The organism is Comamonas sp. JNW (genome assembly GCF_003105075.1).
GTDB classification, from domain to species: Bacteria; Pseudomonadota; Gammaproteobacteria; order Burkholderiales; family Burkholderiaceae_C; genus Comamonas; species Comamonas squillarum.
In genome coordinates this window covers 23,952-37,515 of sequence record NZ_QETI01000009.1, presented here as the reverse complement: position 1 = coordinate 37,515, position 13,564 = coordinate 23,952, and the positions used below count along the sequence as shown (strand labels likewise).

At 62.9% G+C, this 13,564-nt stretch carries 8 protein-coding genes; 7 read left to right on the top strand and 1 reads right to left on the bottom strand.

Annotated features, from left to right (window positions below; all coding sequences use genetic code 11):
• Window positions 1-12: 12 nt before the first annotated feature.
• Window positions 13-714: a 3-oxoacid CoA-transferase subunit A gene (locus DCO45_RS14190; RefSeq protein WP_021026103.1), complete on the bottom strand. Its 702-nt coding sequence runs from the start codon at window positions 712-714 to the stop codon at window positions 13-15.
• A gap of 310 nt (window positions 715-1,024) precedes the next feature.
• On the opposite strand from DCO45_RS14190, the gene DCO45_RS14185 reads away from it, so the two are divergent.
• The 7 genes from DCO45_RS14185 (at window position 1,025) to DCO45_RS14155 (ending at window position 13,460) form a co-directional block, all read left to right on the top strand.
• On the top strand, window positions 1,025-1,849 hold the full coding sequence (locus DCO45_RS14185) for an IclR family transcriptional regulator C-terminal domain-containing protein (RefSeq protein WP_116926440.1): 825 nt from the start codon (window positions 1,025-1,027) through the stop codon (window positions 1,847-1,849).
• 408 nt (window positions 1,850-2,257) lie between these two features.
• Window positions 2,258-4,360 carry a TonB-dependent siderophore receptor gene (locus DCO45_RS14180; protein ID WP_116926439.1) on the top strand — a complete coding sequence of 701 codons (2,103 nt, stop codon included), beginning with the start codon at window positions 2,258-2,260 and terminating at the stop codon, window positions 4,358-4,360.
• 203 nt (window positions 4,361-4,563) lie between these two features.
• Window positions 4,564-5,265: a transposase gene (locus tag DCO45_RS14175; RefSeq protein WP_116926438.1), complete on the top strand. Its 702-nt coding sequence runs from the start codon at window positions 4,564-4,566 to the stop codon at window positions 5,263-5,265.
• A 178-nt stretch (window positions 5,266-5,443) separates the two neighbouring features.
• Window positions 5,444-10,225, top strand: coding sequence for a glutamate synthase-related protein (locus DCO45_RS14170; protein ID WP_116926437.1), 4,782 nt, complete (start codon window positions 5,444-5,446; stop codon window positions 10,223-10,225).
• 104 nt (window positions 10,226-10,329) lie between these two features.
• The gene (locus DCO45_RS14165) at window positions 10,330-11,805 is read left to right on the top strand and encodes a glutamate synthase subunit beta (RefSeq protein WP_116926436.1); all 1,476 of its coding nucleotides are present in this window, start codon (window positions 10,330-10,332) and stop codon (window positions 11,803-11,805) included.
• A gap of 213 nt (window positions 11,806-12,018) precedes the next feature.
• Window positions 12,019-12,285, top strand: coding sequence for a metal/formaldehyde-sensitive transcriptional repressor (locus tag DCO45_RS14160; protein WP_116926435.1), 267 nt, complete (start codon window positions 12,019-12,021; stop codon window positions 12,283-12,285).
• 59 nt (window positions 12,286-12,344) lie between these two features.
• Complete coding sequence (locus DCO45_RS14155; protein ID WP_116926434.1) at window positions 12,345-13,460, top strand: S-(hydroxymethyl)glutathione dehydrogenase/class III alcohol dehydrogenase; 1,116 nt, start codon at window positions 12,345-12,347, stop codon at window positions 13,458-13,460.
• Window positions 13,461-13,564: the final 104 nt, after the last annotated feature.

Sequence of the window (13,564 nt, the reverse complement as noted above, 5' to 3'; positions counted from 1 at the left end):
TTGTCTCCTGCTTCAGGCTGTTTTTTTGAAGCCACCGGCTTGCGTGGCAACGCGCTCGATCTTGATGACCTGGTTGACATAGATGCCAGGGGTGACCACGGCCTCGGGGTCGAGCTGGCCCAGCTCCACGATCTCATGCACGGTGGCCACGGTGTACTTGGCAGCGGTGGCCATCACCGGGCCAAAGTTGCGCGCCGATTTGCGGTAGGTGAGGTTGCCCCAGCGGTCGCCTTGCTCGGCCTTGATCAGCGCCACATCGCCATAGATGGGGTACTCGAGCACATAGTGCTTGCCGTTGATCTCGCGCGTTTCCTTGCCCGCTGCCAGCTCGGTGCCGTAGGCGGTGGGGCAGAAGAACGCGCCGATGCCGGCGCCCGCAGCGCGCATGCGCTCGGCCAGGTTGCCCTGGGGCACCACTTCGAGCTCGATCTTGCCGCTGCGGTAGAGCTCGTCAAACACATAGCTGTCGACCTGGCGCGGGAAGCTGCAAATGATCTTGCGCACCGCGCCAGTCTTGAGCAGGGCCGCCAGGCCCGTGTCGCCATTGCCGGCGTTGTTGTTGACCACCGTGAGGTCGCGCGCACCTTGCGCGATCAGGCCATCAATCAGGGCTGCGGGAATGCCGGCGGTGCCAAAGCCGCCGATGAGCACGGTCGAGCCGTCCTGGACGCGGCTGAGGGACTCGGCAATCGAGTCCGAAATCTTGTTGATCATCTTGTCTCCTGGTTCTGTACACGGGTCGCAACAGGCTGCTGATCCCGCTGCGGCATGGTCGCGCTGCGCTGTGGCAGTGCCTGTACCGCGTGCGACAAATGCAATGCCGAGGCTGCCTGCGCGAGACTTGGGAATGCATTTGAGAGGATCGGCGGCCTTTGGTAGGGCTCTTGGATGAAATGTTCGTATATAGAACATTAGTTCGCTAAAAGAATTATAGACTGCCTGATAATCCGCTACCCGATGTCCCTGCGATTTGCTTTTGTATTGCCAGGGACCCGCTCCACGCCAACGACCAAGATTGCGGCCTATGAAAGAAGAAGACCCGACCCTCCGCCCCAGTGACAGCTATGTGCAGTCCTTCGCGCGCGGGCTGGAGGTCATCCGCAGCTTTGGCGCTGCCGCGCCGCGCCAGACCTTGACGGAAGTGGCCGAGGCCACCGGCATGACGCGTGCCGGGGCGCGCCGCATTCTGCTGACCTTGCAGACCCTGGGCTATGTGCGGGTGGAGGGCCGTTTGTTTGCGCTCACGCCGCGCATTCTGGATCTGGGCTTCGCCTATCTGTCGTCGATGCCGGTCTGGAACCTGGCCCAGCCAGTGATGGATGCGCTGGTCGAGCAGACGCACGAGTCCTGCTCCATCGCCGTGCTCGATGGCCAGGATGTTGTCTATGTGTTGCGCGTACACACGCACAAGATCATGAGCACCAACTTAGGCATGGGCTCGCGCCTGCCGAGTTTCTGGACGTCGCTCGGCCGGGTGCTGCTGGCCGAGCTGCCGCCGCAGGAGCTGCAGGCCTTGCTGCAGGGCCGCGACCGCACGCTGTTCACGCGCTTCACGATCCAGGACGATGCGCAGTTGCTGGCCGAGCTGGCCCAGGTGCGCGCGCAGGGCTGGTGCCTGCTCAACCAGGAGCTGGAAGAGGGCCTCACCTCGGTCGCAGCCCCCATCCGCAATGCCAGCGGCCAGGTGGTGGCTGCGATGAACATCAGCGGCCAGGCCAACCGCACGACACCCGAAATCATGCAGGGCGAGCTGCTGCCCCAGCTGTTGCAGGCGGCTGGGCGCGTCTCAGGCCTGCTGGGCTACCAGCCGGGTCGTGGCATGGGCGGCAAGATCGTGCCACGCTGCTGAGTGGCGGGCGCCGCTGCGCGCTTGGGCTCGGGCCTCATCGCTCCCCCATCGCTTTGATGCGCCCAGGCCGGTCGCAGGCTGCGGCTCGCCATGCCCTGGCCCCGGTAAGCCCTTTGTTGCAGGGGGAATTTCTCTGCTTCGAGCCGTGCCAAGCGCGGGCTGCGACTGCGCGCAGCCCGCCCATGCGCTGCAGTTGCGGCGTTTCTTAATACAACCTGAAGGCGGTCAAAGAAAGCTCCTACTGTGGGTTTGTTGCTGCCTCGCATTCGTTTCTTAAAGATATGTAAATGAGAACCATTTTCCTCTTTAAGATGTGCGAGCTTTTCCCGGTGGTAGCCAACCAGAGTGCGGATTCTCCCTGCGGTACAGCCAAACCGAACACATACCAAAGCGATACAAGGAACTGGAATGGCTTTCAAAACACAAGCCGTGGCAGCAGCAGTGGCGCTGCTGTGCACGGGCCATGCAGCGGCGCAGCAGGCGCCGGCTGAGACAACGCTGCAGGAAGTGCGCGTGCAGGGCGATACCGCAGCGGACGTGGGCTATGCAGCGCCTACGGCCAAGAGCGCCACCAAGATCGAAGCGCCGTTGCGCGATATTCCGCAAACGGTGAACGTGGTGCCCCAGCAGCTGATGCGCGACCAGGCGGTGCAGTCGATGCAGGACGTGCTCAAGGCGGTGCCCGGCATTGGCCTGTCGCATGGCGATGGCCAGCGCGACCAGGTGACGATCCGGGGCTTTTCGGCCATTGCCGACCAGTTTGTCGACGGCGTGCGCGATGACGCGCTGTATTTCCGTGACCTGTCCAATGTCGAGCAGGTCGAGGTGCTCAAGGGCCCGGCATCGGTGCTGTATGGCCGGGGCTCTTCGGGTGGCTTGATCAACCGCATCACCAAGAAGCCCGGCATTGACCGCAGCGAGGTGGGTCTGACCCTGGGCAGCTGGAACCAGCGCCGGGGCGAGTTTGACCTGGCACGCGCGCCGCAGGACAGCATCGTCTCCTACCGCCTGACCGGCGCCATCGAGCGCGCCGACAGCTACCGCGACCAGCAGTTTCTGGACCGCAAGGCGCTGGCCGGCTCGGTGCAGTTCAAGTTCAGTGCGGACACGCAGTTGCTGCTGCAGGCCGACTACCTCAAGGACAGCCGCCTCACTGACTTCGGCATTCCCGCCTTCCAGGGCCGGCCGGTCAACGTGTCGCCCCGCACCTACTTTGGCGCGGCCAATGCACGCGATACCGATGTCAGCACCTCCGAGGTGTATTCGGCATCGGCCACCTTGAGCCACCGCTTCAACGACAGCCTGAGCCTGCGCAATGTGCTGCGCTACTACGACTACAGCCTGGACCGCAGCAACACCCTGGTCGGCTCGGTGAATGAGAAGGCGCAGACGGCGACCCTCAACCGTGGCCATCTGGAGCGTAACGAGCACGGCTTTTTCAACCAGCTGGAGTTGACGCAGAAGCTGGATCTGGCGGGCATGCAGCACCAGGTGCTGTACGGGCTGGAGCTGGGCCGCCAGAACAAGGGCCTGCTGAGCATCAGCCAGAGCAATGTGGGCACGGTATCGCTGTTCAACCCGGTGCTGCCGGTTGTCTCGCCGGTGCTGACGGCTGCACCGTCTGCCAACAACGACAGCGTCTTCAGCGTGGCCAGTGCTTATGTGCAGGACATGGTCACCCTGGCCCCGGAATGGAAGCTGCTGGCCGGCGTGCGCTATGACCGCTTCCGCCAGGAAACCGACAACTACACGCCAGGCAGCGTCAACCTGGGCCGCACCGATGTGGCCTGGAGCCCGCGCGTCGGCCTGGTCTACCAGCCCAGCAATGCGCTGTCGTACTACGTGTCGTTCAGCAAGTCCTTTCAGCCCTCGGGCGAGACCTTTGCGCTGGCTGCCAACAATGCCCAGGTGGCGCCTGAGAAAACCAGCAGCCGTGAGGTCGGTGTGAAGTGGGATGTGCTGGACGGCAAGGCCAGCGCCAATGCCGCGCTGTTCGAGATCGAGCGCACCAATATCAAGAGCGTGGACCCTGTGACCAACACCTTGGTGCCCCTGGGCGTGCAGCGCACGCGCGGCCTGGAGCTGAGCTTTGCCGGTGACCTGTCGCAGGGCTGGCAGATCTGGTCGGGCTATGCCTACCTGCTCAGCGAGATGACCTCGTCGCCGGCAGTGGACGCCGGCCAGGCCGTGCAAGGCAAGCGCGCCACCCTGACGCCCAAGCACAGCGCCAATATCTGGGTCACCAAGGCCCTGGGCCATGGCTTTGGCGCCGGTGGCGGCATCAGCTATGTCGGCGCGCGTTTTGCCAACCCTGGCAATACCGTTGTGCTGCCGGGCTACACCACCTTGGATGCCATGGCCTACTACCGCCTGAACAACGTGGACCTGCAGCTCAAGCTCAACAACCTCCTGGACAAGCGCTACATCGTGGCCGGCCACGGCTCCTCGCCCAACCTGAACCTGCCGGGAGCGCCGCGCTCGGTGCAACTGGTGGCGCGTTACCGCTTCTAAGCTGCAAGGCTGGTATGGAAAAAGGCCATCTGCCCATGGGGTGGATGGCTTTGTGTTGTTAGTGGTGCTGTGACAGCTTGGGGCAGCCCCTGTGCGCTAGGTGGCTGCGAGTGGGGGCAGATGCTGCCATTGCGTAGTGCATAGGGCACAGCGTTGATAATAGAGCGGCTTTTCCTCTGCCGTCCTTTGCTGACGTTTTCACCATGGCTCGCCTTCCCCGAATCAGTCTTCCCGACATGCCGCACCATGTGCTGCACCGGGGCAATAACCGGCAGACGGTCTTTGTCGATGACGAGGATTCCCAGCACTTCAGCGACTTGTTGCGCCAGCTCGCGCAGACCCACCTGGTGGCAGTGCATGCCTTTGTGCTGATGCCCAACCATTTCCATCTGCTGATAACACCCCAGACCGAGCAGGGCCTGCCGCTCTTGATGCAGGCGCTGGGCCGGGCCTATGTGCGCTATTTCAATGCGCGGCATGGGCGCAGCGGCACCTTGTGGGAAGGGCGCTACCGCTCGACGGTTGTGGAGCCGGCTGCGCCGTTGCTGCAATGCATCATCTATATCGATTCCAACCCGCAGCGCGCAGGCCTGGTCGCCAAGGCCGAAGACTACCCTTGGTCCAGCTGTGCGCACCATTTAGGTGCAAAACCGATGGCCTGGTTGCGCGATCCGGCGGCCTTCTGGGCGCTGGGTAACACCCCCTTCGCGCGGGAGGCGCGCTATGCCCAAATGCTCGCTTATGGCTTGTCGCAGCGTGAGTCCGGGGCGCTGACCGATGCCGTGCAAGGCGGCTGGGCGATGGGCAGCGAGGACTTTGTGCAGTCTTTGCAGTCCAAAACGGTGCGCAGGCTGCACAAAAAGAGTGCGGGACGCCCGCGATTGGTAGATCCCTCCGCCGATTGAATTGAAAATGTCATATAAATCAACGATAATTTTGCTATTTTTAATATGACCCCAATTAATTGTTGAGAAAAATCATTTGAAAATAATTAGTATCTGACCCCAAATAAAAAACTTGCTCGGGTATTGCCAGCTGCTCTACATTGACCTTCCCGCGATAGATTATTTGAAGGATTGCGCCATGTCGGCTTCTGCACGCGAGCACATGCAAGCTCAGGGTCTGTATGACCCGACTCTGGAACACGATGCCTGCGGCGTCGGTTTTGTGGCCCACATCAAGGGCCAGAAGAGCCATGCCATCGTGACCCAGGCTCTGAAGATTCTGGAGAATCTGGACCACCGGGGTGCGGTGGGTGCCGACAAGCTGATGGGTGATGGCGCCGGTATCCTGATCCAGCTGCCTGACGCGCTCTACCGCGACGAGATGGCCGCCCAGGGCGTCAAGCTGCCGCCGTTTGGCGAGTACGGCGTGGGCATGGTGTTCCTGCCCAAGGAACATGCATCGCGTCTGGCCTGCGAGGAAGAGCTCGAGCGCGCCATCAAGGCCGAAGGCCAGGTGCTGCTGGGCTGGCGCGATGTGCCGGTCAACCGCGAAATGCCGATGTCGCCCACGGTGCGCGAAAAAGAACCGGTCATCCGCCAGGTGTTCATCGGCCGTGGAGCCGATGTGATCGTGCAGGATGCGCTGGAGCGCAAGCTGTATGTGATCCGCAAGACCGCCAGCGCGGCCATCCAGAACCTGCAGCTCAAGTACAGCAAAGAGTACTACGTGCCCAGCATGAGCAGTCGCACTGTGATCTACAAGGGCCTGCTGCTGGCCGACCAGGTGGGCACCTACTTCCGCGATCTGGAAGACGAACGCTGCGTCTCGGCGCTGGGCCTGGTGCACCAGCGCTTCTCGACCAACACCTTCCCCGAGTGGCCGCTGGCCCACCCTTACCGCTATGTGGCGCACAACGGTGAAATCAACACCGTCAAGGGCAACTACAACTGGATGCGCGCCCGCGAAGGCGTGATGAGCTCGCCCGTGCTGGGCAACGATCTGCAAAAGCTCTACCCGATCAGCTTTGCGCACCAGTCCGATACGGCCACTTTCGACAACTGCCTGGAGCTGCTGACCATGGCGGGCTACCCGCTGGCCCAGGCCGTGATGATGATGATCCCCGAGCCATGGGAACAGCACGCCACGATGGATTCGCGCCGCCGCGCTTTCTATGAATACCATGCCGCAATGATCGAGCCCTGGGATGGCCCAGCATCGATCGTGTTCACCGATGGCCGCCAGATCGGCGCCACCCTGGACCGCAACGGCCTGCGTCCTGCCCGCTACTGCGTGACCGACGATGACTTCGTCATCATGGGCTCCGAATCGGGCGTGCTGCCCGTGCCCGAGCATAAGATCGTGCGCAAGTGGCGCCTGCAGCCGGGCAAGATGTTCCTGATCGATCTGGACCAGGGCCGCTTGATCGACGACGAGGAAGTCAAGTCCTCGCTCACCAATGCCAAGCCCTATATGCGCTGGATCGAAGACCTGCGCATCCGCTTGGACGATGTGGAAAAGCCCGTGGCTGGCGAATCGCAGATCGACCAGCAGGCCAAGGCCTCGCAAGAGTTTGGCGCCGTTGCCGATGAGCAGCAGTCGACCGAATTGCTGGACCTGCAGCAGGCCTTTGGCTACACCCAGGAAGACATCAAGTTCCTGATGAGCCCGATGGCCGCCAACGGCGAAGAAGGCATTGGCTCGATGGGCAATGACAGCCCGCTGGCCGTGCTGTCGGACAAGAACAAGCCGCTGTACAACTACTTCCGCCAGATGTTCGCGCAGGTGACCAACCCGCCGATCGATCCGATCCGTGAAGCAATCGTGATGAGCCTGGTGTCCTTTATCGGCCCCAAGCCCAACCTGCTGGACATCAACCAGGTCAACCCACCACTGCGCCTGGAAGTGACCCAGCCGGTGCTGGACTTCACCGACATGGTCAAGCTGCGCAACATCCGCTCGCACACCGCCGGCAAGTTCAGCTCGGCCGTGCTCGACATCACCTACCCGCTGGAGTGGGGCAGTGAAGGCGTTGAAGCGCGCCTGGCATCGCTGTGCGCGCAAGCCGTTGATGCGATCAAGACCGGCAACAACATCCTGATCATCAGCGACAAGGGTGTCAGCAAGGACCGCGTGGCCATCCAGGCGCTGCTGGCGCTGTCGGCCATCCACCAGCACCTGATCCGCGAAGGCCTGCGCACCGCCTGCGGTCTGGTGGTGGAAACCGGCACCGCCCGCGAAGTGCACCATTTCGGCGTGCTGGCCGGCTACGGTGCCGAAGCCGTGCATCCCTACCTGGCGCTCGAGACCATCACCTCGATCCACAAGCACCTGCCCGGCGATCTGTCGGCAGACAAGGCGATCTACAACTACATCAAGGCCATCGGCAAGGGTCTGTCCAAGATCATGTCGAAGATGGGGGTGTCCACCTACATGTCCTACTGTGGTGCGCAGCTGTTCGAGGCCGTCGGCATCAACAGCGAAACCATCGACAAGTACTTCACCGGCACCTCCAGCCGCGTTGAAGGCCTGGGCGTGTTCGAGATCGGAGAAGAAGCCATCCGCCGCCACAAGGCAGCCTTTGGCAACGACCCGGTGCTGGCCACCATGCTGGACACCGGTGGTGAGTACGCCTGGCGTGCCCGGGGTGAAGAGCATATGTGGAGCCCCGATGCGATTGCCAAGCTGCAGCACTCGACCCGCGCCAACAGCTTTAACACCTACAAAGAATACGCGCAGCTGATCAACGACCAGAGCAAGCGCCACATGACCTTGCGCGGCCTGTTCGAGTTCAAGATCGACCCTGCCAAGGCCATCCCGGTCGAGCAGGTCGAATCGGCGGCCGAGATCGTCAAGCGCTTTGCCACCGGCGCCATGTCGCTGGGCTCGATCAGTACCGAAGCCCATGTGACGCTGGCCGTGGCGATGAACCGCATTGGCGGGAAGAGCAACACCGGTGAAGGCGGTGAAGACCCTGCCCGTTACCGCAATGAGTTGAAGGGCATCCCGATCAAGCAGGGCGAGTCGCTGGCATCGATCATCGGCAAAGACCAGATTGAATCGGACTACGTGCTGCAAGAAGGCGACAGCCTGCGCTCGCGCATCAAGCAAGTGGCATCGGGCCGCTTTGGGGTGACGGCCGAGTACCTGGCCTCTGCGGACCAGATCCAGATCAAGATGGCACAGGGCGCCAAGCCCGGTGAAGGCGGTCAGCTGCCAGGCGGCAAGGTGACCGAGTACATCGGCAAGCAGCGCTACTCGGTGCCCGGTGTGGGCCTGATCTCCCCTCCGCCGCACCACGACATCTACTCGATCGAGGACCTGGCCCAGCTGATCCACGACCTGAAGAACGTGGCCACGCATTCGACCATCAGCGTCAAGCTGGTCTCCGAGGTTGGCGTGGGCACCATTGCCGCCGGCGTTGCCAAGTGCAAGGCCGACCATGTGGTGATCGCCGGCCATGACGGCGGCACGGGCGCATCGCCCTGGTCGTCGATCAAGCACGCAGGCTCGCCTTGGGAAATCGGCCTGGCCGAAACCCAGCAGACCCTGGTGCTCAACGGCCTGCGCAGCCGTATCCGGGTGCAGGCAGACGGCCAGATGAAGACCGGCCGTGACGTGGTGATTGGCGCGCTCTTGGGCGCCGATGAGTTCGGCTTTGCCACCGCACCGCTGGTGGTCGAGGGCTGCATCATGATGCGCAAGTGCCACCTCAACACCTGCCCGGTGGGTGTGGCCACGCAAGACCCCGAGCTGCGCAAGAAATTCAGCGGCAAGCCCGAGCATGTGGTGAACTTCTTCTTCTTCATCGCCGAAGAAGCGCGCCAGATCATGGCCCAGCTGGGTATCTCCAAGTTCGACGATCTGGTGGGCCGTGCTGACCTGCTGGACATGAAGGCCGGTATTACCCACTGGAAGGCCAAGGGCCTGGACTTTGGCCGCCTGCTGGCCCGTGCCGAAGTGGCGGACGATGTGCCGCTGTACCACACGCAAAACCAGGACCATGGTCTGGAAAAGGCCTTCGACAACATCCTGATCGAAAAGTCGCGCCCCGCCATCGACAAGGGCGAGCGCGTGAAGATCCTGGAGACCGTGCGCAATGTGAACCGCACTGTGGGCGCCATGCTCTCGGGCGCGGTGACCAAGGTGCATGCCGAAGGCCTGCCTGACGACACCATCCACATCCGTGTCGAGGGCACGGGCGGCCAGTCGTTTGGCGCCTTCCTGTGCAACGGCATCACCTTGTACCTGGTGGGGGATGCGAACGACTACACCGGCAAGGGCCTGTCCGGCGGCCGCGTGGTGGTGCGCCCGAGTCTGGATTTCCGTGGCGAAGCGCACAAGAACATCATCGTGGGCAACACCGTGATGTACGGCGCGACCACCGGTGAGGCTTTCCTGAGCGGCGTGGCTGGCGAGCGTTTTGCGGTGCGCCTGTCGGGTGCGACGGCGGTGGTCGAAGGTACCGGTGACCATGGCTGCGAATACATGACCGGCGGCACCGTGCTGGTGCTGGGCAAGACCGGCCGCAACTTTGCCGCCGGCATGAGCGGTGGGGTGGCCTACGTCTATGACGAGGACGGCCAGTTCGCCAGCCGCTGCAACACCACGATGGTCACGCTGGACAAGGTGCTGACGCAGGCCGAGCAAGAGGCCAGCATCGACAAGGGTGTGTGGCACAACGGCCAGACCGACGAAGCACAGCTCAAGCGCCTGCTCGCCGACCACCTGCGCTGGACCGGCAGCAAGCGTGCCCGTGATCTGCTGGACAACTGGGCGGAGGTGCGCAGCAAGTTCGTCAAGGTGTTCCCGACCGAGTACAAGCGCGCGCTGGGTGAGATCCATGCCCGCGCCGAAGCCAAGGCGCAGGTCGTCAAGGCCAAGACCTCGGCCAAGAAGAGTGTGGACGCCGCCGCGAAGTGAGGCCCCTGGCGGCCCTGCCGCCAAGCACCCAGCCCCTTATTAATGACCACGATTGCTGTCCCCGCCAACGCGGCGCGGGCAGCAGCCAAGCAAGAGATCCGATCATGGGAAAAGTCACAGGCTTTATGGAATTTGCGCGTATCGACGAGGGTTATGCACCCGTTGAAGACCGCCTCAAGCACTACAAGGAATTTGTTGTTGGCCTGAACTCGCAGCAGGCCAAGCAGCAAGGCGCCCGTTGCATGGACTGCGGCACGCCGTTTTGCAACAGCGGCTGCCCGGTCAACAACATCATTCCGGATTTCAACGATCTGGTGTACCGCGCCGATTGGGCGGCCGCCTTTCATGTGCTGGACTCGACCAACAACTTCCCCGAGTTCACCGGCCGCATCTGCCCCGCCCCTTGCGAAGCAGCCTGCGTGCTCAACATCAACAACGACCCGGTGGGCATCAAGTCCATCGAGCACGCCATCATCGACCGCGCCTGGGAAGAGGGCTGGGTGCAGGCGCGCCCCGCCAAGCACCAGAGCGGCAAGAAAGTGGCAGTGGTCGGCTCCGGCCCTGCCGGCATGGCGGCGGCCCAGCAGCTCGCCCGTGCAGGCCATGCGGTGACCCTGTTCGAGAAGAACGACCGCATCGGCGGCCTGCTGCGCTACGGCATCCCCGACTTCAAGCTCGACAAGCTGCACATCGACCGCCGCGCCGCCCAGCTGCAGGCCGAAGGCGTGACCATCCGCACCGGCGTGCTGGTGGCTGGCAAGGACGGCCTGGGCAAGGACAGCAAGGTCACCAACTGGGCCAAGGAAACCGTCTCGCCCGAGCAGCTCAAGGCGGATTTTGACGCGGTGCTGCTGACCGGTGGCTCCGAGCAGTCGCGCGATCTGCCGGTGCCCGGCCGTGACCTGGACGGCGTGCACTACGCAATGGAGTTCCTGCCCCAGCAAAACAAGATCAATGCCGGCGACAAGCTCAAGGGCCAGATCCGTGCGGATGGCAAGGACGTCATCGTCATCGGTGGTGGCGACACCGGCAGCGACTGCGTGGGCACCAGCAACCGCCACGGCGCCAAGAGCGTCACCCAGTTCGAGGTGATGCCCATGCCGCCCGAAGAGGAAAACAAGCCCCTGGTCTGGCCCTACTGGCCGATCAAGCTGCGCACCAGCTCCAGCCACGAAGAAGGCGCTGTGCGTGAGTTCGCGATCTCGACCAAGACCTTCAACGGCGACAAGGGCAAGGTCAAGAGCCTGACCACCGTGCAGGTCGAGTTCAAGGACGGCAAGCTGAGCGAAGTCAAGGGCACAGAAAAGGAATGGCCTGCCGACCTGGTGCTGCTGGCCATGGGTTTTGTGAACCCCGTCTCGCCCGTGCTGGAAGCCTTTGGTGTCGACAAGGACGCCCGTGGCAACGCCCGTGCCACCACCGATTTCACTGGCGGCTACGCCACCAATGTGGACAAGGTGTTTGCCGCCGGCGACATGCGCCGTGGCCAGTCGCTGGTGGTCTGGGCCATCCGCGAAGGTCGCCAGGCCGCGCGCGCCGTCGACGAGTACCTGATGGGCTGGAGCGATCTGCCGCGCTAAAACCGGTAGCCACTCACCCACCCACGACCGCAGCCGAGGCTGCGGTTTTTTGTGCCTGCTCGGCCTGAAAGAGTGACAGAGATTCAAGATACCCCCAGGGGGTACCTGGGGTTTTCATCTATTTTTTATATGTAATTTTTATCAATTGCATTTATACTCTGGCCCAGTACCTGAGTTTGGCGTGCTTTTGCGCCGTTGCGAACACCGCCTGCCATGCCCCATAACGCCAAAGACAAGCACCGCGCCATCACCCGCCTGCGCCGCATCAAAGGCCAGGCGGAGGCCTTGGAGCGGGCAGTGGAGGCGGGCAGCGATTGCGCCCCCATCCTGCAGCAGCTCGCCGCCATGCGCGGCGCTGTGCATGGGCTGATGGCCGATTTGCTTGATGGCCATATGCGCGAGACCATGGCCCGGCAGCCCGCGCCGTCGCAGGCGGACATTGACGAAATGCTGTCGCTGCTGCGCTCGTACCTCAAATAGGCGTGTGGTCATGACCGCGCCTGACTGTTTTCCCCGTTTTTGACCCAAGGAGTCCACCCATGAAATCCCGCGCCGCCGTTGCCTTCAAAGCCGGAGAGCCTTTGCAGATTGTCGAGATCGACGTTGCGCCACCCCAGAAGGGCGAAGTGCTGGTCAAGATCACCCACACGGGCGTGTGCCACACGGATGCCTTCACCTTGAGCGGTGATGATCCTGAAGGCATCTTCCCGGCGGTGCTGGGCCATGAAGGCGCGGGCATCGTGGTGGAAGTGGGCGAGGGCGTCACCAGCGTCCAGCCAGGCGACCATGTGATCCCGCTGTACACGGCAGAGTGCGGCGAATGCCTGTTCTGCAAGAGCGGCAAGACCAACCTGTGCGTAGCAGTGCGCGCCACCCAGGGCAAGGGTGTGATGCCCGATGGCACCACGCGCTTTAGCTACAACGGCGAGCCGATCTACCACTACATGGGCTGCTCCACCTTCTCCGAGTACACCGTGGTGGCCGCAGTGTCGCTGGCCAAGGTCAACCCCGATGCCAACCCCGAGCAGGTCTGCCTGCTGGGCTGCGGCGTGACCACCGGTCTGGGCGCTGTGAAGAACACCGCCAAGGTGCAAGAGGGCGATACCGTGGCTGTGTTCGGTCTGGGTGGCATTGGCCTGGCGGTAATCCAGGGCGCGCAGCTGGCCAAGGCTGGCCGCATCATTGCTGTCGATACCAACCCCGGCAAGTTCGAGCTGGCCAAGACCTTTGGCGCGACCGACTGCATCAACCCCAAGGATTTCGACAAGCCGATCCAGCAAGTGATCGTCGAGATGACCGGCTGGGGCGTGGACCACAGCTTTGAATGCATTGGCAGCACCCAGGTGATGCGTGCGGCGCTGGAATGCGCGCACCGTGGCTGGGGCCAGAGCGTGATCATCGGCGTGGCGGGCGCGGGCCAGGAAATCTCCACGCGTCCTTTCCAGCTGGTGACCGGCCGCAAATGGCTGGGCACTGCCTTTGGCGGCGTCAAGGGCCGCAGCGAGCTGCCCGGCATGGTGGAAGACGCGATGGCCGGCAAGATCAAGCTTGAGCCCTTTGTCACCCACACCATGGGCCTGGCCAAGATCAACGAGGCTTTTGACCTGATGCATGAAGGCAAGTCGATCCGTTCGGTAGTCAACTACGCCAGCTGATCGTCGCTAAGCGCCGCTGGCCAAAGCTGACCAGCGCCGGCTGCCAGCGGGCGCTGCAATAGTCCTGCGCAGCGCTGGCGGCGCTGCCAGGGGCGACAATGCTA